The 26,182-nt window shown below is 47.3% G+C and carries 27 protein-coding genes, 1 tRNA gene and 3 pseudogenes; 14 read left to right on the top strand and 17 right to left on the bottom strand.

Going from position 1 to position 26,182, the window contains the following annotated elements:
* Nucleotides 1-214 precede the first annotated feature (214 nt).
* Nucleotides 215-820: pseudogene (locus QUA40_RS19730) on the bottom strand (Uma2 family endonuclease).
* A gap of 187 nt (nt 821-1,007) precedes the next feature.
* Between QUA40_RS19730 and QUA40_RS19725 the strand changes: the two are divergent.
* The 3 genes from QUA40_RS19725 to QUA40_RS19715 all read left to right on the top strand — a co-directional run bounded on the left by QUA40_RS19725 (nt 1,008) and on the right by QUA40_RS19715 (nt 3,268).
* Nucleotides 1,008-1,196 carry a hypothetical protein gene (locus tag QUA40_RS19725; RefSeq protein WP_333128864.1) on the top strand — a complete coding sequence of 63 codons (189 nt, stop codon included), beginning with the start codon at nt 1,008-1,010 and terminating at the stop codon, nt 1,194-1,196.
* 106 nt (nt 1,197-1,302) lie between these two features.
* On the top strand, nt 1,303-1,920 hold the full coding sequence (locus QUA40_RS19720) for a Uma2 family endonuclease (RefSeq protein WP_333128862.1): 618 nt from the start codon (nt 1,303-1,305) through the stop codon (nt 1,918-1,920).
* Between the two features lie 172 nt (nt 1,921-2,092).
* Entirely contained in the window at nt 2,093-3,268 is a 1,176-nt protein-coding gene (locus tag QUA40_RS19715) for an AI-2E family transporter (protein WP_333128860.1), read from the top strand.
* A gap of 97 nt (nt 3,269-3,365) precedes the next feature.
* Here QUA40_RS19715 and QUA40_RS19710 read toward each other — a convergent pair.
* Nucleotides 3,366-4,016: pseudogene (locus tag QUA40_RS19710) on the bottom strand (Uma2 family endonuclease).
* A gap of 261 nt (nt 4,017-4,277) precedes the next feature.
* On the opposite strand from QUA40_RS19710, the gene QUA40_RS19705 reads away from it, so the two are divergent.
* Complete coding sequence (locus tag QUA40_RS19705; RefSeq protein WP_333128858.1) at nt 4,278-5,453, top strand: homocysteine biosynthesis protein; 1,176 nt, start codon at nt 4,278-4,280, stop codon at nt 5,451-5,453.
* Between the two features lie 78 nt (nt 5,454-5,531).
* On the opposite strand, the gene QUA40_RS19700 is transcribed toward QUA40_RS19705, so the two are convergent.
* A complete protein-coding gene (locus QUA40_RS19700; protein ID WP_333128856.1) occupies nt 5,532-6,779 on the bottom strand; it encodes a hypothetical protein in 1,248 nt (415 codons plus the stop codon).
* A gap of 581 nt (nt 6,780-7,360) precedes the next feature.
* Between QUA40_RS19700 and QUA40_RS19695 the strand changes: the two genes are divergently transcribed.
* Both QUA40_RS19695 and QUA40_RS19690 read left to right on the top strand, forming a co-directional pair.
* Nucleotides 7,361-8,269, top strand: a complete 909-nt coding sequence (locus QUA40_RS19695; protein ID WP_333128854.1) for a tetratricopeptide repeat protein — start codon at nt 7,361-7,363, stop codon at nt 8,267-8,269.
* A 387-nt stretch (nt 8,270-8,656) separates the two neighbouring features.
* Nucleotides 8,657-8,788: pseudogene (locus tag QUA40_RS19690) on the top strand (Uma2 family endonuclease); the annotation flags it as partial.
* Between the two features lie 210 nt (nt 8,789-8,998).
* Here the strand turns inward: QUA40_RS19690 and QUA40_RS19685 are convergent.
* Both QUA40_RS19685 and QUA40_RS19680 read right to left on the bottom strand, forming a co-directional pair.
* Entirely contained in the window at nt 8,999-10,726 is a 1,728-nt protein-coding gene (locus tag QUA40_RS19685; RefSeq protein WP_333128853.1) for a succinate dehydrogenase/fumarate reductase flavoprotein subunit, read from the bottom strand.
* Between the two features lie 129 nt (nt 10,727-10,855).
* Nucleotides 10,856-11,170, bottom strand: coding sequence for a hypothetical protein (locus QUA40_RS19680; RefSeq protein ID WP_333128850.1), 315 nt, complete (start codon nt 11,168-11,170; stop codon nt 10,856-10,858).
* A gap of 418 nt (nt 11,171-11,588) precedes the next feature.
* On the opposite strand from QUA40_RS19680, the gene QUA40_RS19675 reads away from it, so the two are divergent.
* Complete coding sequence (locus QUA40_RS19675) at nt 11,589-12,314, top strand: lysophospholipid acyltransferase family protein (RefSeq protein ID WP_333128848.1); 726 nt, start codon at nt 11,589-11,591, stop codon at nt 12,312-12,314.
* Nucleotides 12,315-12,406: 92 nt separating this feature from the next.
* Entirely contained in the window at nt 12,407-13,228 is an 822-nt protein-coding gene (locus QUA40_RS19670) for an alpha/beta hydrolase (protein WP_333128846.1), read from the top strand.
* 155 nt (nt 13,229-13,383) lie between these two features.
* On the opposite strand, the gene QUA40_RS19665 is transcribed toward QUA40_RS19670, so the two are convergent.
* The 8 genes from QUA40_RS19665 to nadA all read right to left on the bottom strand — a co-directional run bounded on the left by QUA40_RS19665 (nt 13,384) and on the right by nadA (nt 19,963).
* On the bottom strand, nt 13,384-14,091 hold the full coding sequence (locus QUA40_RS19665) for a DUF2996 domain-containing protein (protein WP_333128844.1): 708 nt from the start codon (nt 14,089-14,091) through the stop codon (nt 13,384-13,386).
* A 187-nt stretch (nt 14,092-14,278) separates the two neighbouring features.
* Nucleotides 14,279-15,166, bottom strand: a complete 888-nt coding sequence (locus QUA40_RS19660; protein WP_333128842.1) for a hypothetical protein — start codon at nt 15,164-15,166, stop codon at nt 14,279-14,281.
* A 138-nt stretch (nt 15,167-15,304) separates the two neighbouring features.
* The gene (locus tag QUA40_RS19655; protein WP_333128840.1) at nt 15,305-15,859 is read right to left on the bottom strand and encodes a hypothetical protein; all 555 of its coding nucleotides are present in this window, start codon (nt 15,857-15,859) and stop codon (nt 15,305-15,307) included.
* A 336-nt stretch (nt 15,860-16,195) separates the two neighbouring features.
* Nucleotides 16,196-16,312: a photosystem I reaction center subunit VIII gene (locus tag QUA40_RS19650; protein ID WP_333042098.1), complete on the bottom strand. Its 117-nt coding sequence runs from the start codon at nt 16,310-16,312 to the stop codon at nt 16,196-16,198.
* Nucleotides 16,313-16,369: 57 nt separating this feature from the next.
* Nucleotides 16,370-16,879: a photosystem I reaction center protein subunit XI gene (locus QUA40_RS19645; protein WP_333042100.1), complete on the bottom strand. Its 510-nt coding sequence runs from the start codon at nt 16,877-16,879 to the stop codon at nt 16,370-16,372.
* 114 nt (nt 16,880-16,993) lie between these two features.
* Nucleotides 16,994-17,710: a TIGR04283 family arsenosugar biosynthesis glycosyltransferase gene (locus QUA40_RS19640; protein ID WP_333128838.1), complete on the bottom strand. Its 717-nt coding sequence runs from the start codon at nt 17,708-17,710 to the stop codon at nt 16,994-16,996.
* Between the two features lie 424 nt (nt 17,711-18,134).
* Nucleotides 18,135-18,752 (bottom strand): TIGR04282 family arsenosugar biosynthesis glycosyltransferase, encoded by a 618-nt coding sequence (locus tag QUA40_RS19635; RefSeq protein WP_333128836.1) that lies wholly within the window; start codon nt 18,750-18,752, stop codon nt 18,135-18,137.
* Between the two features lie 242 nt (nt 18,753-18,994).
* A complete protein-coding gene (gene nadA, locus QUA40_RS19630; RefSeq protein ID WP_333128834.1) occupies nt 18,995-19,963 on the bottom strand; it encodes a quinolinate synthase NadA in 969 nt (322 codons plus the stop codon).
* A 211-nt stretch (nt 19,964-20,174) separates the two neighbouring features.
* Between nadA and QUA40_RS19625 the strand changes: the two genes are divergently transcribed.
* From QUA40_RS19625 to QUA40_RS19615, 3 genes are all read left to right on the top strand, one after another.
* Nucleotides 20,175-21,092: a TIGR04168 family protein gene (locus QUA40_RS19625; protein ID WP_333128832.1), complete on the top strand. Its 918-nt coding sequence runs from the start codon at nt 20,175-20,177 to the stop codon at nt 21,090-21,092.
* 37 nt (nt 21,093-21,129) lie between these two features.
* Nucleotides 21,130-21,214 (top strand) — tRNA-Ser (locus QUA40_RS19620).
* A 169-nt stretch (nt 21,215-21,383) separates the two neighbouring features.
* Nucleotides 21,384-21,911, top strand: coding sequence for a DUF4339 domain-containing protein (locus tag QUA40_RS19615; protein ID WP_333128830.1), 528 nt, complete (start codon nt 21,384-21,386; stop codon nt 21,909-21,911).
* Nucleotides 21,912-22,015: 104 nt separating this feature from the next.
* Here QUA40_RS19615 and QUA40_RS19610 read toward each other — a convergent pair whose 3' ends face one another.
* Nucleotides 22,016-22,333, bottom strand: a complete 318-nt coding sequence (locus tag QUA40_RS19610) for a translation initiation factor (RefSeq protein ID WP_333128828.1) — start codon at nt 22,331-22,333, stop codon at nt 22,016-22,018.
* Nucleotides 22,334-22,441: 108 nt separating this feature from the next.
* Complete coding sequence (locus QUA40_RS19605) at nt 22,442-22,951, bottom strand: hypothetical protein (protein WP_333128826.1); 510 nt, start codon at nt 22,949-22,951, stop codon at nt 22,442-22,444.
* A gap of 512 nt (nt 22,952-23,463) precedes the next feature.
* On the opposite strand from QUA40_RS19605, the gene QUA40_RS19600 reads away from it, so the two are divergent.
* On the top strand, nt 23,464-23,982 hold the full coding sequence (locus QUA40_RS19600) for a pentapeptide repeat-containing protein (RefSeq protein WP_333128824.1): 519 nt from the start codon (nt 23,464-23,466) through the stop codon (nt 23,980-23,982).
* Nucleotides 23,983-24,082: 100 nt separating this feature from the next.
* On the opposite strand, the gene QUA40_RS19595 is transcribed toward QUA40_RS19600, so the two are convergent.
* Nucleotides 24,083-24,205 carry a hypothetical protein gene (locus tag QUA40_RS19595; protein WP_006633228.1) on the bottom strand — a complete coding sequence of 41 codons (123 nt, stop codon included), beginning with the start codon at nt 24,203-24,205 and terminating at the stop codon, nt 24,083-24,085.
* A gap of 20 nt (nt 24,206-24,225) precedes the next feature.
* On the opposite strand from QUA40_RS19595, the gene QUA40_RS19590 reads away from it, so the two are divergent.
* Both QUA40_RS19590 and QUA40_RS19585 read left to right on the top strand, forming a co-directional pair.
* A complete protein-coding gene (locus QUA40_RS19590; protein ID WP_333128823.1) occupies nt 24,226-24,837 on the top strand; it encodes a DNA-3-methyladenine glycosylase in 612 nt (203 codons plus the stop codon).
* A 49-nt stretch (nt 24,838-24,886) separates the two neighbouring features.
* The gene (locus tag QUA40_RS19585; protein ID WP_333027404.1) at nt 24,887-25,186 is read left to right on the top strand and encodes a hypothetical protein; all 300 of its coding nucleotides are present in this window, start codon (nt 24,887-24,889) and stop codon (nt 25,184-25,186) included.
* On the opposite strand, the gene QUA40_RS19580 is transcribed toward QUA40_RS19585, so the two are convergent.
* A complete protein-coding gene (locus QUA40_RS19580) occupies nt 25,159-26,022 on the bottom strand; it encodes an NACHT C-terminal helical domain 2-containing protein (RefSeq protein ID WP_333128821.1) in 864 nt (287 codons plus the stop codon). The genes QUA40_RS19585 and QUA40_RS19580 overlap by 28 nt on opposite strands.
* Nucleotides 26,023-26,182: the final 160 nt, after the last annotated feature.

Raw genomic sequence — 26,182 nt, 5'->3', positions numbered from 1 at the left:
GTTTCAACTTGATTGACTTTGTTAAGATTCAAACTTGATTATAGGTTTGACTTCGGTGCACCTATATAGAGCCTATTGGCAGCTTTTTGTCAAGTACAATTTATACCAAATTAGATGAGCTTACCCTGAACATTCATCGCCTCTTTCCTGTTAAAAAGTGTTAAGCGATAGATGGAAAACACCGCCCTGGCCACCAAAGAGAGATACCAGACTTTCAAGTCGGCATAATGTCGTCGAGTCTCAGTTGTAAATTTGGAAACAGGTAAGAATAAATAGTATCTCCCAAGCGATATTGTTGCTGCTGGTATACACCATTAACTAACTGTTAGACCGTGAAAGTCGGTTGCTTTGGATTGCCGATAAATTGCCAACCACCCAAGCCACGAAAGTCCACAATCCAATATTCGGGGATATTCAAAAAAGCATATTCTTCGACTTTTCTTGCATAATCATCTTGCCTATTAGTGCTGACTACTTCAGCAACAAGCTTAATGGTAGTACCGTTACAAATAACTGGTTCTTTTTGCCAAAGTGGTTCTTGACTAAGTTCTGCTTTATCTAAAACAACTACGTCAGGGCGCAGCGCTGTGGCTTCAGCATATAGAGGTTTGAGCAAACAAGTTTTTGGCACCAACTAGTTGAAATTATCCCGAAAAATTTCGACATAGATTCTACCCGCAATACTCCCGGCAACAGCTTCGTGAGGGCCAGTAGGTTCCATGTCTCTGAGTTCTCCGTCAATTAGTTCATAGCGTGTATTATCCCCATATTGGGCGATAAACTCCTCAAAGCTAAGTAATTTGGGTGTGGTGTAGGTCATAGATCGTGTTTTAACGGGATGTAACTTAATTGTAAGTTTAGTTAAAATCGGCTATCTGGCAAAAAAACAAAGGTTTGGTACTTGGCTCTCAATCTTGCCCCTCTCCTAATCTTCTATTACTTACTGGCTTAGCACAAACTTGCCATAATAATCTCAATCCCTAATTATACAACCAACTACCAGCTCCATGAACACCAACATCAGCCCCATCCTCAAAGTATTCTCCCTCTCCGCCGCCCTCTCCCTTGCCATCAAGTACGTAGGCCCTAGCTTATCCATACCTTCTACCGACCTCAACGCCCTCATCGCCGTCTTTTCCCCCAGTATCATCCTAGCAGCTATCCTCGGCTGGCGATCGCGCCAACAGCAGCAGTAGAGACACAATCAAAAAGTGCGATCGCTACTTGGTCTAAAGACTGTGTTTTTGCCCAAATCTTAATTCCCCGTACCGCTGATCAAAACCTAAAGTTAAGGCACTCACCATGATTCAAATCATACCTGAATTAGTAACATTCGATCAATTCATTGACTGGTATCCTGAGAACTCAGAACACCACTACGAACTGCACAATGGAGAGATTGTTGAAATGCCAAAAGCAACAGGCAAACATTCTAAAGTCGCCGGTTTTACCGCACTGAAAGTCGGAATAGAGATTGAGCGTCTCAATTTGCCCTACTTCATCCCCAAAGAATGCGTTATCAAACCCATGGGCGAGGAATCAGGATATGAACCAGATATTATTGTACTCAACGAACAAATCATTGGAAACGAGCCGCGATGGGAGAAATCATCTATTATCACAATGGGTTCATCAGTCACTCTAATCGTCGAGGTAACTAGCACTAATTGGGGGGATGATTACGCCTTAAAGCTTGAGGCATATGAGTCAATGGGTATTCAAGAATATTGGATTATTGACTATCTAGGATTGGGTGGCAGACGTTTTATTGGCAACCCCAAGCAACCAACTTTTTCGGTTTACCAACTAATTGATGGGGAATACCAAGTCAAACAGTTCCGAGGGGGCGAGGTTATTGAGTCCCCAACTTTCCCAGAATTGAACCTGACGGCGCAGCAGGTGTTTGCCAAAGGAAATTGAGGAGGCTGCTTATGTTGAAGTCTTAGTAGGCATATCTGATTAAAGATGCGATCGCGCGCATCTAAGGTATCTTGTAGAGATGCGATTCATCGCTTCTGGGCTGCTGAGCAATTAGCAAGCAGCAATTCCCAATACCCTATTACTCAATCTAAAATCTCAAATCTAAAATCTAATGAAGCTAGGACAGTGGATGGGTTTATTAGCCCTCATCGCATCTTGTTACATCCTGTGGCAAATCAGGCAGGCCCTACTGCTGCTGTTTGCTGCCGTCGTCTTAGCCACAGCCTTAAACAGACTAGCACGCTACTTGCAAAAATTCGGACTCAAAAGAGCGATCGCCGTACTTTTATCAGTTAGCTTCTTAGTCCTCATTTTTGTAGGATTATTCCTAATCATTGTACCACCCTTTGCCCAACAGTTTCAACAACTTACCCAAAGAGCCCCTCAAGGAATAGCGAAATTAAATGAGTGGATCGATCAAATCGAAGCTCGCTTTTCAGGACAATTCGGTCAGCGGCTGCCAAATCTTGATGTTAACGACATCATGCAACAACTGCAACCTTTATTCAATCAACTCGTGGGGGGTGCAGGAGCCTTTGTCGGCAATACATTAGGCGTTATTCTCAGCTTTTTGCTCGTCATAGCTTTGACCTTGATGACATTAGCAGAACCTCCATCTTACCGCAAAGCATTCATCCAACTATTTCCCTCTTTTTATCGGCGACGAGTCGATGGCATCTTAGATGAATGCGAAATAGCTCTCGGTCGATGGGTCATCGGCGCTCTCATTAGCATGAGTGTGATTGCTTTTCTGAGCTTAATTGGTCTGTCGGTTTTGCAAGTTCCCCTACCGCTAGCTCACGCTGTAGTAGCCGGGTTTCTTAACCTAATTCCCAATATAGGTCCCACTCTGAGCGTCATCCCGCCCATGACGATCGCACTTTTAGATTCTCCCTTAAAATCCGGTTTTGTCCTAATCCTTTACTTCCTAATTCAACAGTTTGAAAGCAACGTCCTCACCCCCTACGTCATGGCACAGCAGGTATCACTGCTGCCTGCGGTAACATTAATAGCTCAAGTATTCTTTGCCACCTTCTTTGGATTTTTAGGTTTATTGCTAGCTCTCCCCCTCACCGTTGTAGCTCAAGTTTGGATTAGGGAAGCCCTAATTAAAGATATTCTAAACCAGTGGAGTGCCAGCCCTAAAACCTTAGCAGCAATCGATTCTGCCATCCATGAAGAACATGAATCTATAGGACTCGCCGAAAGCCTGCCCGAAAAATATTTACCAGAACATAAACCCGACATCTCCGATCCGGCTGAAAATAAGGCTCCTGACAATCAATAGTTAAGGTTCATAATAACTTCACTCCTGATTAATTCCTAGTTATAGGACAGAAGTATTCACTACAAAATTAGGAAATTTGTGGTAAGAACACCCTCAACTAACTATCTTCAAGCCTCGCATTTTCTACCGTATCTCTGCCGCCGGTAAAAATTTTTTGAACACTCAAATTTAACTGCCCAAATGTGGGCGACACAACCCTATCACTACCCCGAAACAGACTGACTTGATACTCACCGTCAATCAACTGGTAAACAGAAAAAGTAGGTTGTTTAGGATTGCCAATATAGCGTCGCCCGCCAAGTCCCAAATAGTCCGCAATCCAGTATTCAGAAATGCCCAAAGCTTCGTAGTCAACCAATTTGTAGCCGTAATCATCCCGCCAATTGGTACTAACAACTTCGACAATTAGCCGGACAGAACTACCCATTGTAATGATAGATTCCTTTTTTCATCTCGGTTCGCTGTCCGTCCCTTGCCTGTCCAAAACGATCGCATCCGGTTCGTAACCCGATAACTCATTATCAGCTTTGACAACGCATTCTTTGGGAACGAAGTAGGGCAACCCTAGCCTCTCGATTTCAATCCCTAGCTTCAGGCAGAGGAAGCCGGCTACTTCTGAATGTTCTCCGGTTGCTTTAGGCTTCTGAACAATAGCTCCATTGTGCAGTTCGTAACTGTTTTCAGAAATTTCAGGATACCAGTCAATAAATTCATCAAACGTGACTGGTTTTAATAGGGCTTGAGTCATGGCAATCGCTCCTTATTTTATTTATGTAGGGCTTACGTAATCATCCTCAGAAACCAGGTTTCTGACCATATCGATCGTGACCAAACCCAATATTTTCGTAGAAACCGGGTTTTTTAGCTTAAGTCTTATTATGATATTATCCTTAATATCCGTTAGAATTTATTGCTTTCATTTCAAACCGAGGTCGATCGCCAAAACTGCATTTGCTCGATGAACATTCCATCACACTAAAATCTAAAATCTAAAATCTAAAATAGTCTTATGCGATCGATCGACGAAATTAACGATAAAATCAGCCAAGGCAAAGCCACAGTCTGGACAATCGAAGAACTCAAAACTAGAGTTCAAGAAACCAGCATTACCCAAGCAGCCAAAGAAGTCGATGTGATTACCACCGGCACCTTCGAGCCGATGGAATCCTCCGGTGCAATCATCAACCTCGGCCATACCGACCCGCCGATAAAAATCCGTCAATGTTGGCTGGACGGCGTTTTAGCCTACTCGGGCTTCGGGGCAGTAGACCTGTACCTAGGAGCCACCCAAGTAGCCGAAGACGGCGAAGAATCGCGCGAACGGGGTGGCGGACACGTCATCGAAGACTTAATAGCAGGCAAACCCGTACAATTGCGCGCCCTCGGACAAGTAACAGACTGCTACCCCCGCGCCTCCTTTGAAACCACGATTACCCGCGATACCATCAACCAGTTTTATTTATTCAATCCCCGCAACGCATATCAAAACTTTATTGTTGGAGTCAACGGGGGCGATCGCCCGCTCTTCACCTACCTCGGCCCCCTGCAACCAAACCTCGGCAACGCAGTCTATTCGAGCCTGGGAGCCATGTCTCCCCTGCTAAACGACCCCGACCTCCAACTCATCGGCATCGGCACCCGCATCTTCCTAGGAGGCGCTCAGGGCTACATCACCTGGGAAGGAACCCAGCACTTCCCGCTGCAAAAACGCCAGCCCAACCGCACCCCCATCGGCCCGGCCGCCACCCTTGCACTCATCGGCGACGCGAAACAGATGAACTCGAAATGGGTGCGCGGCTGCTACTTCAAAAACTACGGCCCATCCCTGATGCTGGGAGTTGGCATCCCCTTTCCCGTCTTAAACGAAACAGTCGTCGCCAACTGTGCAGTATCCGACAAAAAAATAGTAGCGCCGGTGGTAGATTTCTCTATCCCCCGGCGCGTTCGTCCCACCTTCGGTTTAGTCAGCTATGCTCAATTAAAGACTGGTCGCATCCTGATAGAGGGCAAACCTGTGCGGGCCGCCCCCCTTGCGAGTATGTTTCTCTCCCGGCAAGTAGCATTGGAATTGAAGCAGCAAATTGAAGCCGGTCAATTTACCCTCACGGCCCCAGTTGCTCCCCTACCCACTGACAGAGTATTTCTCCCGCAAGATTTGTGGGGCGCACAAGTCCGGCTCGAATAAAGGATTTTAGATTGGCGATTTAGCGGTTGTAAATTAGTCTTGGACACACTAATCTAAAATCTCAAATCTAAAATTGGTTCATTCCTCGATCGGCTTAGGCTTCTTAACAGGCTTAGGAAGAGGTTCCTTGGGGACAGGCGGTGCTGCTGCTGCTGCAGACTTGATGTTAGGACGCCCTACTGGAGTACCGTCACCGCTGGGCCTAGGAGTAAACGAACGCTTCCCTCCTCCTTTGAAGCCACCGGGCGGCTTGCTGCCAGGGGGGAATTTCCGCTTCTTAATCGGCAGGGCGCCAATATTATTAGCCTGCTCAATCATCAGACTGTCAGCTTTCAATTTGACGTGGAAATCCCAAAAAAACCCGATCGCTTTTGTTGCTAAATCTCCCTTGAGTTTCAGTTTAAAAAACTTCATCTTGTCGTCATTCTTGCGGGGAGCTTGCTTGATTTTGACGATGACATACTTTTCTTGGTCTTGGGATTGATAAATCACCTCACCTCTAATCGAAAAATAGCCATCTTCAACATCAGGTTCCGAGGGCGACAAAGATGTGGTCGATGCTTCGTCGCTAGTCTCAATCTCCGCTGCTTCCTGATTTTCCTCATCAGAGGACGGTTCGGGAGGTTTCTTGAGCGTTTCCGGCTCCCAAACTCCCATAATCTGAGCGTGCAAGTTGCCGTCTTCTTGCCTGGTGCGGGGATAGACCACCCACAAGTGTTCTTGTTCCAGATCCAGGTGATTTTTGACTAAACTCATGACTCTACCCAGCAAAACTGCGTCGATGGCAGTTCCGTCGGCAGCTATCAGCATACCCCGGGTGAATTGCTCTTCTGATTGCGTGTAGCGGCCCCGCACCAAACCAACAGCTCGGTACTGTCTGGGTTCGCTCGGCGGGGGAATGGGATGTTGGCGCATGACGGAGGGTATGTCCTCAGCGGCTTGACTTTCGTTAGTGGCAGGGTCGGCGTTTGCGGGCGGTGCGACTGCTAGGGCTGGAGTATCGCTGACAGGTGTCGAAGACGCTGCAGGCGCCGCGGGTGCAGGAGCATTGCTGGGCTGGTCTTGTGGCTTTGTTTTGTCCTTGTCGAGGGCAGAACTGTAGCGTGGTCGTTGCAGCCTATCCTTGGACGCTAGGGCGTCTGTTGGCGTTGCCGGTTGATTTTGGTCAATAGGTGCAGCCAACGCCGAAGGCACCGAACTTTCGTCTGGTGTCTCAGGAATGGAATCTGTATCTTTAGGCGGATTGACGGCCAGTTCGCTGGGCTGATCCTTGCGAGTTGAAGTAGATTTGGACGATTTGGAAGACCGGTTGGGAGAGGGGTTCATAAAAACTCCTTGCAGCGGAGACACATCCCTTAAGGGAAATTAGGAATAAACTGAAGAAACTGCTTTAAAAACTACTAGCACCTGACTTGGGGCTTGCGCCCGGAGGTCTGGTTGTGACCCGTCAACGCCAACTTTCAACGCTACGAGTGCCGATCGGTTAGCTGGCTGCTAAAATCCTTGCGAGCAAGGACTTTGGGAGTTGCTGATTGATCGATCGCCGATCGCGCTGATCTGGAGTTGCTGGCTAATAGCATTTAGGATATTCAGCTTGCCTATTTTACTTAATCCAATTACCTAACGGCCTGATCCGCCATATTTTCGGTAATTTTTAGCTTGACCAGACTAAATTGGACAGACACCGCAGTCCTTGGGGCTGCGGGTCTGAGTGTCCAAAATTGTTTAGCTAGCATGGAGTTGTGGGTCTGTTACCATATTAGCTGCAAGTAAAAGGCTGCTTTGTCCGTTCGGACTTTGAAGTTAAAAACCTTTACGGTTGCACCGATCGAGCTAAATGGCAGATGCCGCCTGGTGATGCCTTAATTCTTAGAAAATAGTAGATTTTAAGCTGGGATAGTTGAATTATGGAAAAAGCAAACAAGCGTCGTGGGTTGATTACTGTGGTGGTGGTGCTGTCGCTCATCGCTTTTTTGGGATTTTCTCTCGTTCCAATTTTGGACAGTATTCTCAAGGCCAGCCAAGCGCAAAGTCGGTCAACTCCAACGCCTACTCAGAGCGCGCAGTCTGGGGAGAAGCAATCAGAGTTGCTGCAAGCTCAGGCAAGGGGGTACGAATTGGTTTTGCAGCGGGAACCTGACAACGTAACGGCTTTGCGGGGATTGTTGCAGGTACGACTGGAGTTGATCGGGCAAGGAGTGGGGGACATTAAGGATGCGATCGCTCCTTTGGAAAAGTTGGCTTCGCTGAATCCTGAGACTACGGAATACGGGATTTTGCTGGCTCAGGCTAAGGAACGCACGGGCGATCGCGAAGGGGCTGCTCAAGCTTACAGGTCAATTTTAGCGTCTAAGCCTGGGGAAATTAAGGCTTTGCAGGGGTTGGTGAATTTGTTGCTGGTGCAGCAGCGGCCCGAAGCTGCGATCGGACTGCTGCAAGATACGCTGAAAGCGGCCCCGGCTGCCAATCAGGCAAAACCGGGAAGTGTTGATGTAACTTCGGTGCAATTGATTTTGGGACAGGTTTATGCTGTGCAGAAGCGCTACGAGGAGGCGATCGCCATTTACGACGAATCTGCTAAGACTAATCCCAAAGATTTTCGCCCGACTTTAGGAAAGGCGATCGTGCTGAAGGAACAGGGCAAAACAGATGAGGCAAAAACGCTATTCGATCGAGCTACTGAGTTAGCTCCTCCTAACTATAAAGACCAAATTAATCAGTTAGCTAGTGGCACTCCTTCGCCTTCTCCTGCGGCTGCGGCTACTCCCAAACCGACTGCTTCTCCTAGTCCTGAAGGTGCGCTACCCAAACCTTAAGGAAAGTTTTAAGTAAAAGAGTTTTGAGTGGTCAGTGAAAGAGTTTGAAGTTAAAAACTTAATCGTTTAAAATCAAAACTATTCGCTTTCTTCTTCATTACGCAGGACTTAGGAAAAGAAACCCGGTTTCTACGATAAATCTTGGTTGAACGACGACAGATACATGAAGAAACCGGGTTTCTAAGCCCTCGCGCCCAGCGTCCTGTTACCGACCAATAGTCCGGACAGTTTTCAATCACTAACGGCAGAATGCGGGTTTCAGCCTTCTCAGTGAGGTCAAATGCTAACGGTAGAATGAGGGTTTCAGCCTCTGTCTCAAAAACTGTCCGGAGTATTGACCGACTACCAATTACTAATTACCAATTATGTAAGACCAGGGAGGGAATTATGACTACTAGCGTTAACCGCGTTGTTCTACCTCCTGCTTTTCCAGACCACACTCAATTACCAGACTCAGACGGTACTTTTGTGGAAAATTTTCAGGAGCATCCGCAAAGTTTAATTTTAACTGATTCGATTAAATTGCTAAGGTAGGCATTGCCAGCGAGTCCTGTCAAGGTGCGCTCGAATGATTTCCGTCATTCTAGGCTGTGGCGATCGGCAATAAACTAGGTTTATTGCTGATCACCTGTTAACAGAAGAACATTTAACGATCGCCCCCTAGGCAATTTTAAGTGTTTTAGGGATTTCTTCACAACCTTAACAGGGCTGGCATTGCCCACCTACAAATTAATACTTCCTCTCCTGTGGCTCAAACATCGTAATCGCCACCGGCATATAAGCCAAATCAATCCCCGCAGGCGAATAATACGCCAGCGTATGCTTCAAAAAATTCCCATCATCGCGCTCTGTAAAATCTTCCCGCGAATGAGCTCCCCGACTTTCCTGCCGGTTCAAAGCAGAAGTTAAAATCATTTTCCCAACAATTATTAAACTCCGCAACTCCAAAGCTTCCACAATTTCCGTATTCCACAACTTGCCTTTATCGTCTAAGTAAACATCCTCATATTGTCGCTCTAAATCCTCCAATTTTTTTAAACCTTCCTGCATCAATTCGGCGCTACGAAATACACCACAATACTCAGTCATAGTATCTTGATACTGTTGCCGCACTTGATTGATGCGGTATTTTCCCGGACGTTCTAAAAGTGCCTGAATTTGCTCGCTGGCTTCCTTAATATAACGCTGTTCGTCTACAGCAGGTAACTTGCGGTTTTGTACGAATTGTGCTATGGTTGCGCCAGTAACTTTGCCGTAAACGACGCATTCCAACAGCGAATTGCTGCCCAAACGGTTGGCGCCGTGAACTGACACGCAAGCTGCTTCTCCCGCTGCAAAGAAACCGTCCACCAAACCCTCAGGACTGCTGCGAACTTGCCCGCTAACATTAGTAGGAATTCCCCCCATTGAATAGTGAACGGTAGGGCGCACGGGCATTGGCTGATTTACGGCATCAATTCCTAACAAACGGTGGGCTTCTTCCCAAGCAAAAGGAATTTTGCTCATAATTTTTTCGCGTCCCATGTGTCGCAAATCGAGGTAGATAAAGGGGCCGCCTGCACTACCATCAACATTAATTCCTCGGCCGGCGCGAATTTCTATGGAAATTGACCGCGAAGTGATATCTCTGGGCGCTAATTCCATCCGCGACGGGGCATAATTCGCCATAAATCGATCGCCCTCTGAATTAATCAAATAAGCGCCTTCGCCCCGCACAGCCTCGGAAATCAGCACTCCCACGGGATACAAACCAGTCGGGTGAAACTGTACGAATTCCATATCTTCCAGCGGCAATCCAGCTAAAGCCGTCATCGCCAAACCGTCTCCCGTCGAGGCGTAATCGTTCGACGTGGTATTGTAAACTCGGCCGTAACCCCCCGTAGCAAACATCACCGCCTTAGCACGGACAACCTCAATTTGACCGTCTAGAAGGCGGTACATAACTACCCCCTTGGCTTGGCCTTCTTCCAAAATCAGGCGCGTGACATACCACTCCTGATAGATGTGAACTCCGCACCGGCGCAGATTGTTGACTAATTCGTGGAGGATGGCGTGACCAGTTTTGTCGGCGGCGTAGCAGGTGCGACGGTGGGAATGTCCGCCGAAAGCGCGCTGGGCAATTCTGCCGTCTGGGAGGCGGGAGAAGAGGACTCCCATGTGTTCTAAATCTATGACTACACCGGGGGCTTCCCGGGTGAGGATTTCTACCGCGTCTTGGTCGGCTAAATAGTCTGAACCTTTTACTGTGTCGAAGGCGTGGGCTTTCCAACTGTCTTCGGGATCGACATTTTGCAGGCTGGAGGCCATGCCGCCTTGGGCTGCGACGGAGTGCGATCGAATCGGGTGAGTTTTGGCGACGACAGCTACATTTAAACTGGGGTCAGTCCGAGCAATTTCTACTGCCGCGCGGCAACCTGCTAAACCGCCGCCTACAATGATTACGTCGTGTTCTAGCATTTTTTTGAATTATTTTGAGTGTTCTGCTCAACTTATGGTGACGCAAAAAAAAACTTCCTACCAAAAGAGCGGGAAGTTTTTTAACTTTTGATTTGAATGGAAAATCAAAAGTTAAAATTTCAAATTGGACTAGCCGGCGCTTTCGATAGGCTGCTGATTGGACTGATTTCCCGTTGCAGAAGGTTGAGGTTCCGTACCGGGTTCTACAGCAAGCACTTCAATGTTATTTAGCAGAGTTGTAACAAAAGCAAACAGCAAGAAGGGCAGAGACAGCACTAAAATCAAGCCGACGGTAGCCAAGGCGTAGATTTGGCGGGCGCTACTCCACAAGGCCAGTGCCGACGCTAGACTTAGGAAGATGACTATCAGCCAAACAATGATTTGACCGTAAATGTCGCCAAAGGTGAGGGTACATTTAAGGCGATAGTTTTGGATGTTATTCATTTGATGCCTCGCGAGATTGCTATTACGACTTGTCCAAAAATACTTTGACAGTGAGTAAATGCCCACTGTAAATTTCTAAGTTTAGCTGTCGCAACTTGGTTTTGGCGCTGTTTTAAACATTCTTTATATAAGTTGCCACAACACTTGATAAATTTTTGCTTATGAGAGGGGATTTCTGCCCAAACAGTTCGCGATCGCACTCTGAGGCCTAGAAACCGAGCTTTTTACTGTTTTGGTGGGCCCACTAGAAGTAAACGCGCGAAATAACCAAGGTGATGGCCGCCCGTGCCTCCAGGATTACGAAACAAAGGCATAAGGGGAAAGTCTACTTTTTGAGAGAGCCCCGACTTGGTAAAGAAATGTTAAGCTGCATGAGAATGGAATCAACCTTTATAGCGTCGCACCTGTCTTTTCGCCCATGTCTTCAGAGAGCAAATTGCTGATTTCGCGCTGTTTCCTGGCTGGTTTGGGAACGCAGATGTTTCTGTACCGCGAAGACCGGATTCCTCAAGAGAGTCCGGTGCTGGTGGTGAGCAATCACCGCAGTTTCTTAGATCCTGTGCTGCTGACGGCGGCTTTGGGTCGATCGATCCGCTTTGCTTGTCATCATTACATGGGTCAAGTCCCGGTGATTAGGGAAGTTGTCACGACTTTCGGCGCTTTCCCCTTGGAAGCACCGGAACACCGACAGCAGCATTTTTTCTCTCAAGCGACAGCGCTGCTGCAAGGCGGGGAGATGGTGGGGGTGTTTCCAGAGGGTGCAGAACCGATGGTGAAGCTTACTCACCCGAATACTGTGGGGAAGTTTCAGCGGGGATTTGCTCATTTGGCTTTGCGGGCTCCGGTGCGGGATTTGGCGGTTTTGCCGGTGGCGATTAGTTCTTTTGATGAACACTCGGTACGATCGGGTGTACCGCTCAAGTTGTTGAGTTTGTTTGATCCTTCGGAACCGTTGTTCGATCGATCTGGGTGGCATCCTGTGATAATTTATCAGCGAGTTAATGTTTTAATCGGCCGGCCTTACTGGATTACTGTCGAGAGACAGCAGCAATATCAAGGCAAAAAAGCCAAAGCAGTTGTGGCTGAACTCACCGAGCACTGTCAGGGGGAAATTGCAGAATTACTCCAACGAGGTTGTTTGTAAGTTTGTTGGCTGTTGACTGGTGACTATGGGCGGGTGTCAGATTTCCCATCTAAAATCTAAAATCTAAAATCTAAAATCGACTGACTTGAATCATGGCAAATGCTAACAACAAGGTTCGTTTCCTAACCCCCAAACCGCCGAAACCAGATCGCCCCTTATTTGTATTTCTGCCCGGTATGGATGGCAGCGGTTTGCTGCTGCGGCCGCAAATTTCTAAATTAGCAAATCATTTCGACATTCGCTGCTTAACTGTACCGGCTGACGACATGGCTAGTTGGGAGGTACTTGTTAGCGAAACAATTGCCTTAATTGAAGCAGAAAAGCAAGCCGGAAAGCCGAAGCGGCCGATTTATCTGTGCGGCGAGTCATTTGGGGGCTGTTTAGCGATGAAAACTGTTTTAGAAGCTCCTCAATTGTGCGATCGATTAATTTTAGTCAATCCAGCTTCTTCATTCCGACAGCAGCCTTGGGTGCAGTGGGGATCGTACCTGACTCAGTGGCTGCCGGCAAACCTTTATCCGCTCTCAGTAATCGGTTTATTGCCGATATTAGCATCATTAGGAAAGATTGGGCGCGACGATCGCCGCGCTTTGCTAGAAGCGATGCAAGCGGTACCGCAAAACACGTCTGTTTGGAGATTGGCGTTAGTGCGATCGTTTAATGTTGACGAAAATCAGTTGCGTGGCATCAAACAGCCGACGCTCGTAATTGCTAGCGGTGCCGATCGGCTGCTGCCTTCCCTAGTAGAAGGGAAGCTTTTAGTCAAGGTAATTCCCAAAGCTGAAATGGTGCTGCTGGCTAACAGCGGTCATGCTTGTTTGTTAGAAACAGATGTTAACCTTTACGGGATTATGCAAGCTCGCAATTTTTTGACAAAATCCGAAGAAAATCTGTCCTTAGTCAATAGTCATTAGTCATTAGCTATGACTTCTCACTTGTGAGTCAGTCGGGGCAAAAAGAGGGGGCGAGGGGTAAAGTTTATATGACAATTAACCCGCCCTGACACTCCTTAGTAAGTGCCCGAAGACCAGCCACTAAGGACTAATAACTAATGACTAATCACTACTGACTAATTAAGATTTAGCCATTTTTGAGCGTTAAGTCGCTGGACTACTCCAAACACCATGAGGTCTAGTGTTACCTTGCGCTCATCTATCAAAAAAGGCTCTAAAGTGCTTGTTTTGGTATTATTTTCAGCGCAGGAAAACGCCCTTTGACTTTGAATATTTTCTTGAGGAAAATATAGGTTAAATTGGCGCTGACCTTCCTGGAATTTCCCAATTACCTGCCAGCAATCCCCGGCGGAACTCATGCCCGCAACAGGGAGTTTTTGCTTTGCCAAACTCACCTCTAAATCCTTAACGCCCTGCTTAGTCAAAGCAGTTTGCAAAGCGGGCAAATAATCTTGTTGAATAAATTCCGCAAAAGGCTTGTCTTCAACAGCAGGTGCTTTTTCCTTTTTAGCTTTAGCTGGGGGCTTGTCGCCTTCGGCCTTGGCTGCGGGCTTTTTAGCAGCCGCCGCAGGCTTGTCAGTGCTGGGGAAGTCGCTTGTCTCGGGTTCGTCGGAACTCGGAGCGTTCTCGATCGAAGCACTGGGAGTTTCCGATTCGCCAGCGGTAGGATTTTTCGGTTCTTTGGGCTTTTTAGCAGCGGACTGAGGCTTGTCAGTGCTGGGAAAGTCGCTTGTCTCGGGTTCGTCGGAACTCGGGGCGTTCTCGATCGAAGCCGTGGGGGTTTCGGATTCGCCAGCGGTAGGATTTTTCGGTTCTTCTGACATTAACGCTTCCTGTTAAATAGTAATCGGTCAGGAGTTGTGAGTTGAGCAAGCGGGCGATCGACTTTTTTGATCGCGCACACTGTTTATCGAAAACCAACCGAGAGAGAATTGCTCCTTCCAAAAAATTTGAACTCAAAACACTCTCAGAGGGCGATCGCCCGCAAACATCACAACTCCTTTGGTTATTCTAAATCTCAGCGACAGCTCGTTCAATCAAACGGCGGGCGAGAGTTTGAACACCAGTGTGTTCGTAGTAGTTGGTAGTCATGTCGAGGAATGCGCCCACGTAGTCCACCTTGTCAGCAGAAATTTCCACAAAACTCTGCAAGTGGCCGAGTACGTTTTGGGGAGTCAAACCTCGATCGCTCACAAAAGAGCTCATCCAGCCAGAAACCGAGTTAAAGCTTTCGCCGATAAAGCCGAGTTGGCCTGCGGGAGAACCCCCAGGAATCATGCCGCCGATCGACTTGAAGGCCTGATTATCTTGCAAATCGCTGGGGGAGAGCTTTTGAATCCAAGACTGAGTGGCGAGGATAAAGTCAGGGCCCAAAGGAATCAAACCATCGAAACAAACCAAAGCAGCCATCCGCATCAGGGATTCGCCGCCGTAGTCGCCCAAAGATCCGGCAAAATCGCCGATGCTGTCGCCGGGAAGGCCGTTGATTTGGCAAAAAGCGAGTAACTCAGTGACTAACTTCAGAGAAAGGTCGATCGTTTGAGCTTTTTCAGGCTTGGGGGTGAGATTGCCAAGCATGGACAAAAACGGCACATTTTGGGCGACTTTGTTAGCTAGGGCTGCGGTACCGAGGGCGCTAGAGGCACTGTCGATCGTTTGGTAGAGCCAGAGAGCGCGCTGGTAGCCCTCAGATTTATCGTTGTAGAGGTAGATGGCGCGATCGCCAATTTGCTGAATCAGTTCTTCGTCAGTTTCGCCAGTAACGGTGCGAATGGTATTTTCAAAGCCCACTAAATTGTTCCACTCACCGGGAACCACAAAGTCAAGCGCTCGTAGGGCTTTGACAGTCATGTTGTCTTTAGGCAGTGTATCGACTAATTCAAAGACTGTTTTGCTCACAAAAAACTCCTTTTGCTGGAACGGGAATCAAAGGTATTACTTTTGGCAGATGGCAAGAACTTCACCGTCTTATTCTGGCAGACTTAGTTCTAATAGCGCCAGACTGGAGTCGGCCGCGGAGTTTGACAAAAGAGATTGCTACTTGAGGCGGGCGAGACCGCCGAGGTTAAATTTTGACAGCCAAGCTTCGCGCTCGCTAGCGGTAAAAGAGGGACTGCGGGATTGAACTTTCACCTGATAGCGATTGGCCACTAAAACAGCAGTGATATTAGCACCCTGATTAACAGCGGGATAGCCGCTGATTTGCTTGGTACTTTGCTTAAATTTTGCACTTGCCGAGGGGTTGCCGGCGAGGTCGTTAATCGAGAGCATCGCGACATTTTTACCGCCTTTGTTCAGCTTAGCTTCAGCAAAACCGGATTTTTCTTGAGCGAAGACGCGATCGAATCCACTACCAGAAGCCGGGAAGTATTTATTTAATTTACCGCCTGCAACTGCCTTCTTGGGAAGGTTTTGATTAGTAGCACTTGATTTGTCAGCCGTTGTCTGCTTGGCTTTAGCACCTTTTTGGGTGCTTTCCTGCTGAGCTTTGTCCCAGCGGGAGGGGGCTTGGGTTTGACCGCAGGCGGTCACCAGCAGAAGTACCGAGATCAGAAATGGAGCTAAGATTCGGCGTGCGGGGGGAAATTGCATCGCTGTCTCCTCATTAGTAGGTTTCCATAACAATTGTGGCTTAGAATTTGGCAATTTGTGTGCTCTGAGAGGATGATTTGTCTTCTTTGCAAAAAAATCCTCTGCCTGCCGACAGAGGATTTTTTTGCAATTACGAGTTTTGAAGGAAGAAAACTGAAAGATTGCTCCACAGATAAATTCTGGGGATGGGGTAAAGAAACTAAGTTTTCTGATAGCCAGCAATCTCAAAACAATTTTTGCTGATTTTCCCTAGATTTATCTAGAAATGTCAGAACAATTGTTCGTCAATCGTCTTACTTGGGCTTTCCAACTTAGGTCCTACTTTAGGGGTAAGGATCAGGCGTCGCTTTCAATGTAGATAAACAACAAACCCATTACCACAACCGGCATCACCCAGGTAATTAGGGGAATCAAAATCCAAGGCAAGAAAGAGGCAGCGTAGGAACCTGTCATATCAAATTCTCCAAACTAAAGTTAGTGTGTTCCAACAGGGATATTTGGGAGTCGAGTCTAATTGTTGACTAAACCCCGGAAAATGGCATCAACGCCGTTAAAGTTTTCGAGTAAGAAGTAGGCAACAAAGACACCACCCATTCCACCAATGAAGAAACCCCCGGTAAGCTGGCTCCACCCCTCAGCATTTCTGAGGGAATCAGGGGTCATGGGATTAGCGCTAGGGTAGCTGGTGTTGTCTTGTTTGAAAGAGACTAAACCGTAAGCAGACATACCTAGTGTGCCCAGCAGAACTAAGACGAGGGCTGTATACAATCCCCCGAGATTAGCTGCTTCTGGATAATCCCGCAGGGGTCCGAAGACGATTTCGGGGCCGACGAGGAAATAACCATGTGCCAAACCGATTTCTAGGCCTCGAATTAGGGGCGAGAGTCCTTTGCGGTAAGCGGGCAAGTTCCCAATGAATGCTTTTGTGAAATCAGAAGCACTGATGGGAGTTGCTAGATGACCCGTGAAGGGGTCGCCGTTAAAGGGTTTAATAAGCTCTGCATCTCTGGGATCGGCCATATTCTGTTTGTCCTCGCAGTTTAATAAAGTTGAGGCGTTCAAGTCATATTTTACGCAGGGAGGTGTTTCCTATTTACATAATTAACGGCGAGCTTTAGAAAAGTTCACTATTCTTTAGTTTTTGGAAGAATTTTTCTTTTGCCTCTTATACCAGAAAGCGAGTCGATCGGGCGACACTCCCAGGAAATAAGCGATGATTACTATTTGATTAATGGCGGTGGTTTTGATGATCCCAAGCTGATGCCAGCGACGGGCGGAGGTCAGCACAGGCTGGGGTACGATTTCAATGCGGCCTTGTTTTTTCAACCGGCGCACGAATTCAAAGTCTTCCATGAGGGGCAAGTCGGGAAAACCGCCGATTTTGTCAAAGGTAGCTGCTTGGAGGAAAATGGCTTGGTCGCCGTAGGGCATTTGGAGAAAGTTCGATCGCCAGTTTACCCCTGTCTCTACCAGCCGCAGACAGAGCCTGCGGGCGTCAATCTTGAGTTCAAAGGCGCCTGCTACAGCAGACGGGTTAGCTAGTACCCGACGCGCGCAAGAGTCGTACCCGCGAGGCAAAAGAGTGTCTCCGTGGAGAAACAGCAGGATATCTCCAGTAGCAGCGGCGGCACCTGCATTCATTTGGGTGGCGCGGGCTGGGGCGGAGGAGATAACTCGGACGCCCAAAGATTTTGCTATATCTGCTGTACCGTCGCTGCTGCCGCCGTCGGCGACAATTATTTCGACATTTTTGGCCTCAAGGGCGGTGGAGATGACTGGGGCAATTGTAGGTGCTTCGTTTAAGACTGGAATGATAATGGAAATTTTGAGATAGGGATTTTCTGGCGACATACAGAATTAAGCAGCCCGTGAGAGAGGGCGGGTTTTGTACAAAGCTTATCTGTTATTTAGCCAATTTTTTACGCCGAGCTCGCCCCTACATTGGGTCTTAAGATGGGAGGGCTAGTTTTGTACAAAACAGAGCTGTTAGTTGCTAATTTTTTACGCCGGGCCCGCGCCTATATTGGGCTTTCATCTGGCAGGGCGGGTTTCCTACAAAGCAGAGCTGTTAGTTGCTCATTTATTTGCTAATTTTTGGCTTTTTCTCGCGCCTGGGACTATTGTCCCAAGCGCTGTCTAACCACTACTGATATTCAGCATTTGGTTAGACAAATACAATTACTATATTATGACCTTCTGGTTTCAGAATCAAGTAGTTTTATATAATTAAAATATGATAGTTACTAATGTTTGAAACACCTTAAATAGACTTTAGTTATTTCAATATATTAATATCTAAACCGAGGAGGTCTTCTGGTAGATCGATATCTGCAAGAGTGGGAAGATAAGCAATATTGAGGTCTAGCTTTTGGGCGATCGCCCGCGTACAAGCAAATACTTCACTGGTTCCCCAGTGAATGCCCCCGAACAATTCCGGTATCGCTCGCCGCAGCCCGATCAGATAATAACCTCCGTCTTTTGCCGGGCCCAAAACTAAATCGTGCTGGCTCAGTTCCTCAAAAGCTTGTGCCATGATTTCTGCTTTCAAACCAGGACAATCAGTGCCGATAATTGCAGTTTTCTCAACCCCTGAATTAAAAGACTTTTGAAACGCTGCTGTCATTCTTGCGCCCAAATCGCCGTCTGTTTGATTTTGATAAATAACATCGGTTCCCAACCAGTCTTGCATCTGTTGTGGGCTGCCGCCTGTGTAATGAATTTCTACTGATAATTGACGGGAGTTTTGGAGAGCGCGCGCGCGGGCGATCGCCTTTTGGGCCATCAAGCGGTGAAGATTGGCAGCGCCTGTTTTTCCCAGCACCGGAATTAGTCGAGTTTTGGTTGTTCCCGGTTCGGGATAGCGGGTGAAAACAATCAGTTTTTCTGGAATCATACCATTTGAGATTTTAGATAATAGTTCTTGCATAAATCTTCGAGCGAGCCGCTCAACCGCAGATTTTAAGCAGATAAACACAGATAAACGCAGATAATTTGTAGATTGTCTGCGATTGAGTGCAATGCCAGTCTAATAGTGGTGGGTTGGGCGCGGTTTAATATTTGTTTGTTGGTGACTTAAGTTAATCGTCGCACCCAATTTACCCTAAAATAGGTTAACCGAAAATTAGTGATTGACGGTTAGCTCATTTCTAGCATTCGCTGGATTGGTTTCAAGGCGGCTAGTTGCAGCTCTTGGGGCATGGTAATTTCAGGGGTTTGATTTTTTAGGGATAGATACAATTTTTCCAATGTATTTAATCTCATGTGCGGGCATTCGTTGCAAGCGCAGTTATTATTGGTTGAAGGAGCCGGGATGAATCGTTTGTGCGGAGCTTGCTTTTGCATTTGGTGAATGATTCCCGGTTCAGTCGCGACAATAAAAGCTTGGCTGGAACTGGATTGAGAATATTTGAGCAAAGCAGTGGTGGAGCCGATATAATTGGCGTGGCGCAGCACGGGAGGTTCGCATTCTGGGTGGGCAATTATTTCGGCTTCGGGATTTTCGATTTTGAGTTGAACTATCTTTTTTTCTGAGAAGTTTTCGTGGACGATGCAAGCTCCTTGCCAAATCTCCATGTTTCTGCCGGTTTGTTCCATGACGTAGCGGCCAAGATTGCGATCGGGCCCAAAAATTATCGGCTGATTTTCGGGAATTTGGTTGACAATTTTAACCGCGTTAGAACTGGTGCAAATTATATCGCTCATTGCCTTAATGGCGGCGGTACAATTAATGTAGGAAATTACCAAATGTCCTGGTCGATCGGCTTTGAAAGCTGCAAAGGCTTCGGGAGGGCAACTGTCGGCGAGGGAACACCCAGCATTTAAGTCTGGCAACAATACTAATTTGTCGGGATTGAGAATTTTTGCGGTTTCGGCCATGAAATGAACTCCGGCAAAAACTATGACATCGGCGCTGGTGTTGGCGGCTTTGCGGGCAAGTTCTAGGGAGTCGCCAATGAAGTCTGCGATGTCTTGAATATCGGAGTCTTGGTAGTAGTGGGCGAGAATGACGGCGTTTAACTCTTGTTTGAGGGCGTTAATTGCTGCAAACAAGTCGTGGGGCAGTCGGGTTTGAGTAAAGTTCGGAGCAGGTGCGGTGGTAAACACAGTTAGAATATTCCGGGGAAGGTGGCGAAGACAGCTAAAGTGTATTTTGAATTATAGTTGAATTCACCAAAAAGTGCTGGCTGTTCAGTGGAGCCAATCTAAAATCTCCAATCTAAAATCCAAAATATGCTGCGGGAGAGTGCAAAAATTGGTCGCTGTTTCTTATGCTGAGTAAGAAGGGGCTAGGGATCGATCGCACATAACAAATGAAATGAACAAAGCTAAATCTATCAAAATTGCGGTGGTGGGGGATGTTCACGATCGCTGGGAACCTGAAGACGGCGAGGCCCTGAAGCATCTGGGGGTTGATTTGGTGCTGTTTGTGGGGGATTTTGGCAATGAGTCGGTGGAGGTGGTGCGGGCGATCGCCCAATTGGACATTCCGAAAGCAGCGGTTTTTGGGAACCACGATGCTTGGTACACGGCGACGGAGTGGGGCCGCAGTCAGTGCCCTTACGATCGCACTCAAGAAAATTGGGTAAAACAGCAGTTAGATTTAATGGGAGAAGCTCACGTCGGTTACGGGAAACGGGATTTTCCTGAATTGGGCGTAACTGTGGTGGGAAGCCGCCCGTTTACTTGGGGTGGCTCGGAGTGGAAGTACGGGGATTTTTACTCGGAGTGGTTTGGGGTAGAGAGTTTTGAAGAGTCAGCGCGACGCATTGCAGAAGCTGCGGCGGATGCCGATTGCGAAAATGTGATTTTTTTGGGTCACACGGGCCCGACGGGGTTGGGAGAGGCTCCTGAAGACCCCTGCGGGCGAGATTGGAAGCCGCTGGGTGGGGATTGGGGCGATCCGGATTTTGCGGAGGCGATCGATCGAACTCGTACCACAGGAAAGCACATACCGCTGGTAACTTTTGGTCATATGCACCACAAACTGCGGCACACGAAGCAGGAGTTGCGGAGGTCGCTGGAGGTGAGTGCGGAGGGTACCGTTTATTTGAATGCGGCCAGCGTACCGCGAATTGTCGAGAGAGAGTGCTCGAAACTGCGGAATTTCTCGATCGTCCTGCTGGAAAATGGAGCAGTGTCGGAAGTGTCTCTAGTTTGGCTGGGGGCAGATTTCGCGGTGGCCTTAGAACAAATTCTTTATCGGGGCGCTGAATCTGCGGCTATTTGTAGTTAGAGACAATTGCTGGTATGATAAATTAATGTATGCGCCCGGAGAGGTGGCAGAGTGGTCGAATGCGCCTGACTTGAAATCAGGTGAACCGCAAGGTTCCGTGGGTTCAAATCCCACCCTCTCCGTTGAAAAAATTTCCTTGTCTGCAAAGGATTTTAGGTTAATCACATATCAAGAAAAGCCGTTTTCCGCTCAATTTTCGCGCTAAGGGTTTTGTGATATTCGCTTGGTCTGGCGTTCTGAGAAAATATTGATACCCCTATCACTTCTCAGAACATGAATCATTCTACTAAAATGCCACGCCGAAAAATGCTGCTGTTCTTAGGTGGAGCTTTGGCTGCCACAGCAATTTCTGTTCCAGTTGAAGCTGCAAAAAAAGGGAAAAGGACTCGCAGCGGCGATCGCTATTACCCCAGGAACCGCAGCTACGACACAACATCAACTCCATCTCCGACACCTTCTCCAACTACGCCCGTACCGGAGAAATATAGTCCGACTTCTCCCGTTGTAATGTTTGGCGTTGGGGCAGGGGTGCTTGGTCTATTTGGTTTCATGGGTGTGTGGCTACTGAAAATGAATCAGAAATCCACCTCACCGACTTCCAACCCAGTAGAACAACGAGTGAAACCTGCCAGACAAGCGGCTCCCGAAATTTGCGAATGGTATGTATTTCGATCCGGTGAAGCCGAGGGGCCGTATACCAGATTACAACTATGGGAAGTTCAGAAAATCACAGCTCGAACAAAAGTGCGACGCGGACAAGCCGACTGGCAGCGCGCCGGTGAAATTTCTGAGCTAGCAAAGTATCTCACCGAAAAATAGATATCCCACCCTCTCCATTTTTGATAACTAGCCAAAGAACTGACAAAAAAAACACCCCCGTAGGGGTGCTGTTGCTTACCAGGTAATTTTTATAGCCAACTGAGTTAACTAAAGCCTTCTTCATCTGCCGGGTCGCCGTAGGGGTCTTCGCTCGCCGGACTCACGTCGCCGAACTGTCCCGCATCCGCTACGTACGAGTCTGCCGGGTCGCCGTAGGGGTCTTCGCTGGCAGGGGTCACGTTGCCGAACTGTCCCGCATCCGCGTAGTCTGCCGGGTCGCCGTAGGGGTCTTCGCTGGCAGGGGTCACGTTGCCGAACTGTCCGGGATTTGAGGCATCTTCGTAATTGCCGTCAGGATCGACTTGCTCGCTGTCTGGCCCGACGATCGCATCTTTTAACTTCCGCAAAAATCCGTCTACCATGATAAAGTTCCTCTTTTTTATGTGTTGAAAAACGACTGTTTTAGATTGGGAATCCTAGATTTAATTCAAAATCACGGAACTGGCCATCTAAAATCGCAAATGGTTACGCTACTGTGCCGGAACTGGAGCTGTCGCTTCCGGCAAGCTAGTAAGGTCACGACCGGTATTTTGGTTGTTGTACCCCTGGAATTCGCGGTAACGCGCTGCTTCGGACTCCGGAACTTTAATTCCTTCAGGCGGGGGCGTTACGTAGTGAGGGCGATTCTGGGCATCGCGGTAGTAAACGCGACCGTTTTTGGAAAGGTAATATTTTCCCTGCGGTCCTTTTGCTTGTTCTTGCTTGTTTTGGTGCTGGCGGTAGAGGTAGTAAAGGGCGGCGGCTCCGACTAAAGTAATCCCTACTTTTTGAGCATTATTCAGTCCTTTTTTCGCTTGTGGCGTAGGAGTGGGGCGGCGATTAGTTTGTACTCCTCCAGCGCGAGTGTTGTCAACAGGAGGCGGGGGAGCGGAATTTTGCTGGCTAGAACCGCAAGCACTCATAAACGGAAAGGTCAGCAGCGTTGTCAGCAGCAGAGCCATGAAGCGCGATCTTTTGGGTTCGGATTTGATTGTGTTCATTGCCGCTCCGAATTGTCGGGATTATAGGTGGTGTGTTCTGGCGAGGTTGAGGAACCTGAGCTGCTGCCAACAGTTTTGTAAGTAAATTAATTTCTCAAAGCAATTTTGAAAAAAAGTAGTTGCTGAGAACTTAACAGCGCAGCTACAGTATTGCGTTTGTATATTAATTATCCTCAAGTTTCTGGAAAATTTCCTCTTTCCAGGGATATAAATAAAGTTTCTTTTATTTCAGTCCGCAGGTATATGCCAATGCGCGCCTTCGGGTAACAATAAATTCCGTTTGTGGACTGCTCAAAGCAAAGTTAAGCAGACGGAAGGGACGAGTCCGAAGCTCAAAGCAGCACTGGCCAAGGAAAGGGGGCGGGATTTATAAGTCTGGCGGTGTTTAATTGCGCCTGACTGCTTGTCGGAGATGCCTGCAATTTTTTCGTGGGAATTCTGGAGAGGTCGATCGCACTATTGTAGAAATCTATTAACCGCGATAGAAAGCCCCCGAAGCTTTTCGGATATTTATGAAATTAAAGAATTTATTTACTGCTGGATTGTCCATCGCAGTTGTATTTACTGCGGTAAAATATCTAAATTTTTCAAATCAACAAAACCAAGTCAAGGAATTGCTGCAAACAAAACAGTGTCCCGAATGCAATTTCAGCAATGCTAACCTAAAAGGATTAGACTTGCAAGGAGTCAACTTGCAGGGAGCCAACCTAGAAGGTGCTAACTTATCAGGTGCAAAATTGGCCAATGCCAACCTCAAAAATGCCAACTTAAATAGAGCCAACCTGACGGGAGCTGATTTGGGCTGTGCTGGCATCACTTTCAACCTTGAGGCTAAGGAAAAAGAAGCAAATATGGATTTTAATGTCATCGCTGTTCCAGAACAGAATAACCCAGAAAATGCAGTAGTTGGTTTCAATATGAAAGCAACGGATCGAGGAGCGACAATGCGTTTTAACCTCATGGGATGCGCTGACTTCTCGAATGCTAGCTTCCAAGAAGCTCAAATGCCAAATGGCAAAATTCATCCTTAGTAAGACTAGCAAATACTGTTTAAATCGATTAAATAGAAAGAAAACCGCTGCCTGACCAACAGGCAGCGGTTTTTTAAAGCAACTAACTGCACGCCTAAAATTAGTGAGCAGAACCGTTACCGTGATACTTGTCAGTATCGTAAAATCCGTTTTTTGTACCGAAGAACAGACAGCAAACGGTGAAAACTGCTGTCAAGACTGCTAAAACTAACTTAACGTCCATAATTTACCTGCTGTTGTTGAGTGAGTGCAAATACTCAGATTGTAGAATCTTTTTGGCTGGCGCGGCCATCTACCAGCGTAGCGCCAGATTTGCTGGGCTGTACTCTGGTGCGGCAGTTTCCTGACGGCGAGACAATTCGGGGAATGATTGTCGAAACCGAAGCTTACGGCCCAGGAGATCCGGCTTGTCACGCTTACCGAAAGCGCACTTCTCGCAATGAGGTGATGTTCGGGCCTCCGGGTATGAGCTACGTTTACTTAATCTATGGGATGTATCACTGTTTTAACGTGGTGACGGATGCAGAGGGAGTTGCTAGTGCTGTACTGATTCGAGCTTTGCAGGTAGATGTAGTTCCCAAGGGGTTCGCTGGAATTCCCGATAAGAAGCGATCGCGCCTCGCCGCCGGGCCTGGGAAACTGTGTAAGGTACTTGAAATTGATCGAACTTTAAGCGGTTTTCCCTTGGGTGCAGGCCAACCGCTGCGCTTGGAACACCGGAGCGAGCACTTTCAGCAAGCTGTGGAGGAGGGTACAATAAATTTTGTGCAAACTACGCGGATCGGGATTTCTCAAGGAATTGATTTGCCTTGGCGGTGGTATGTAGGGAACTCTACGGCTGTGTCACAACTCTAGTAATGTCAAAGGTATCAGTGTAAATTTTGTCGCTTATCTTAGTGAAATTATGGCTTACTCTTCTGAAAACCCGATCGTCCAACTCAAGAAATGCCTAACCCTGGTTCAGGATGTTAGCACTCACACCGAAGCCAACCGCGCCTTCGAGCAATTGTGTGGGATTATCGATGCTGAAAACCCAATGGCGGCGCAACTTTTGGAGATGCTATGGGAAGAAGCAATTATGGCGAGGCGATCGGCTTTATTTTGGCAGCAAATGAGCGATGTTGAGAAAGATATGGCTAATAGAATGATGGAAAATATGACGCAGATGCGGCAGAATTATTTGCGGCTGATGCAGGAAATGTAGGAATCGGGCATCGGGCATCGGGCATCGGGCATCGGGAAATTGAGACTTGGCTCTGACGGAGTGACAACCCCGTCAGCTTGAGCATCTTTTCCCCTGTTTTTGCTAGGGGAGCGAGGAATCAAGGGGTAAAATAGGTTGTCTTCGATGTGCGATCGGACTTCTACGGAGACATTGCTAATAGCTAGACATTCCCAAAGTAGTTTATTAGCTTCATAATACTGCTTGAGTAGTTTTATTTGCTCCTTGTTAAACAGCCAGTTATGACCAATATTACGATACTTTATCATCATATCTCTTAATTGCTTCATCCAAGTGAAACGGTGAACTTTCCATCTTTGCTGGCGGCGCTCAAAATCAGCTTCTGGCTCAACAATACAGTCTTTAAGCTCTTGCAATTTATACTGTAATTCGGGGTTTGGGGTGCTATGAATAAGAAAGTTGAGGTGATTATTAGCTAAGTCAAGGTCTAAGGGTAGGTTTAACGAGGAGGGAATACTATACCAAAAAGTGTTATAGAAATTCTCAAAGCGTAAAGCCTGGTATAGTTTAAAGTCGAGGTCGAGTGCAGAGTCGAGGTTGTCGTTAATAGCGGGGTCGATAGCGTAAGCGAGTGTCTTCTCAAAGTATTCGGTATAAAAGTAATTGCCATCATTCAGTTCTAAAGCCAGGTCAAAGTAAACAGCTCGAATACTTGCTAATTTATACCGAACATTTTCAACTTCTTTAACCTGAGTAGATTTCTCATCTAACCATTGAAGAAAATCCTGAAAAATCTGATTTTCTAGTAACCTATCAATAGATTCTTTTATCAACCGTAACAGCTCATCGGCAGGCATCAACATCTCAGCCACTAGCAAAAACACTTCTCGCCAACGTGGTTCAGTAAGATGAATGATAAGTGGGCTTAAAAGCTCTTTATAAGGCTCTTCAGAACTTGTGGTGATAACTTTATCTAATCAAGTGCTAAAATGTTTAATGTTTTTGAGTGGTTAAATC

The organism is Microcoleus sp. Pol11C3 (genome assembly GCF_036701485.1).
Taxonomy (GTDB): Bacteria; Cyanobacteriota; Cyanobacteriia; order Cyanobacteriales; family Microcoleaceae; genus Microcoleus.
The sequence above is the reverse complement of the archived record's forward strand: the minus strand, read 5'-3'. Positions and strand labels throughout refer to the sequence as shown.

Excerpts from the sequence above, each read along its gene's own strand:
- QUA40_RS19655 (WP_333128840.1), bottom strand. The coding sequence starts at position 15,859 with ATGCAATTTCCCCCCGCACGCCGAATCTTAGCTCCATTTCTGATCTCG.
- QUA40_RS19640 (WP_333128838.1), bottom strand. The coding sequence starts at position 17,710 with ATGTCGCCAGAAAATCCCTATCTCAAAATTTCCATTATCATTCCAGTC.
- QUA40_RS19645 (WP_333042100.1), bottom strand. The coding sequence starts at position 16,879 with ATGGCCGATCCCAGAGATGCAGAGCTTATTAAACCCTTTAACGGCGAC.
- QUA40_RS19695 (WP_333128854.1), top strand. The coding sequence starts at position 7,361 with ATGGAAAAAGCAAACAAGCGTCGTGGGTTGATTACTGTGGTGGTGGTG.
- QUA40_RS19650 (WP_333042098.1), bottom strand. The coding sequence starts at position 16,312 with ATGACAGGTTCCTACGCTGCCTCTTTCTTGCCTTGGATTTTGATTCCC.
- QUA40_RS19665 (WP_333128844.1), bottom strand. The coding sequence starts at position 14,091 with ATGTCAGAAGAACCGAAAAATCCTACCGCTGGCGAATCCGAAACCCCC.
- QUA40_RS19720 (WP_333128862.1), top strand. The coding sequence starts at position 1,303 with ATGATTCAAATCATACCTGAATTAGTAACATTCGATCAATTCATTGAC.
- QUA40_RS19705 (WP_333128858.1), top strand. The coding sequence starts at position 4,278 with ATGCGATCGATCGACGAAATTAACGATAAAATCAGCCAAGGCAAAGCC.
- QUA40_RS19715 (WP_333128860.1), top strand. The coding sequence starts at position 2,093 with ATGAAGCTAGGACAGTGGATGGGTTTATTAGCCCTCATCGCATCTTGT.
- QUA40_RS19610 (WP_333128828.1), bottom strand. The coding sequence starts at position 22,333 with ATGGTAGACGGATTTTTGCGGAAGTTAAAAGATGCGATCGTCGGGCCA.
- QUA40_RS19685 (WP_333128853.1), bottom strand. The coding sequence starts at position 10,726 with ATGCTAGAACACGACGTAATCATTGTAGGCGGCGGTTTAGCAGGTTGC.
- QUA40_RS19670 (WP_333128846.1), top strand. The coding sequence starts at position 12,407 with ATGGCAAATGCTAACAACAAGGTTCGTTTCCTAACCCCCAAACCGCCG.
- QUA40_RS19625 (WP_333128832.1), top strand. The coding sequence starts at position 20,175 with ATGAACAAAGCTAAATCTATCAAAATTGCGGTGGTGGGGGATGTTCAC.
- QUA40_RS19700 (WP_333128856.1), bottom strand. The coding sequence starts at position 6,779 with ATGAACCCCTCTCCCAACCGGTCTTCCAAATCGTCCAAATCTACTTCA.
- QUA40_RS19600 (WP_333128824.1), top strand. The coding sequence starts at position 23,464 with ATGAAATTAAAGAATTTATTTACTGCTGGATTGTCCATCGCAGTTGTA.
- QUA40_RS19595 (WP_006633228.1), bottom strand. The coding sequence starts at position 24,205 with ATGGACGTTAAGTTAGTTTTAGCAGTCTTGACAGCAGTTTTCACCGTT.
- QUA40_RS19675 (WP_333128848.1), top strand. The coding sequence starts at position 11,589 with ATGTCTTCAGAGAGCAAATTGCTGATTTCGCGCTGTTTCCTGGCTGGT.
- QUA40_RS19615 (WP_333128830.1), top strand. The coding sequence starts at position 21,384 with ATGCCACGCCGAAAAATGCTGCTGTTCTTAGGTGGAGCTTTGGCTGCC.
- QUA40_RS19725 (WP_333128864.1), top strand. The coding sequence starts at position 1,008 with ATGAACACCAACATCAGCCCCATCCTCAAAGTATTCTCCCTCTCCGCC.
- QUA40_RS19580 (WP_333128821.1), bottom strand. The coding sequence starts at position 26,022 with ATGCCTGCCGATGAGCTGTTACGGTTGATAAAAGAATCTATTGATAGG.
- QUA40_RS19585 (WP_333027404.1), top strand. The coding sequence starts at position 24,887 with ATGGCTTACTCTTCTGAAAACCCGATCGTCCAACTCAAGAAATGCCTA.
- QUA40_RS19680 (WP_333128850.1), bottom strand. The coding sequence starts at position 11,170 with ATGAATAACATCCAAAACTATCGCCTTAAATGTACCCTCACCTTTGGC.
- QUA40_RS19605 (WP_333128826.1), bottom strand. The coding sequence starts at position 22,951 with ATGAACACAATCAAATCCGAACCCAAAAGATCGCGCTTCATGGCTCTG.
- QUA40_RS19635 (WP_333128836.1), bottom strand. The coding sequence starts at position 18,752 with ATGATTCCAGAAAAACTGATTGTTTTCACCCGCTATCCCGAACCGGGA.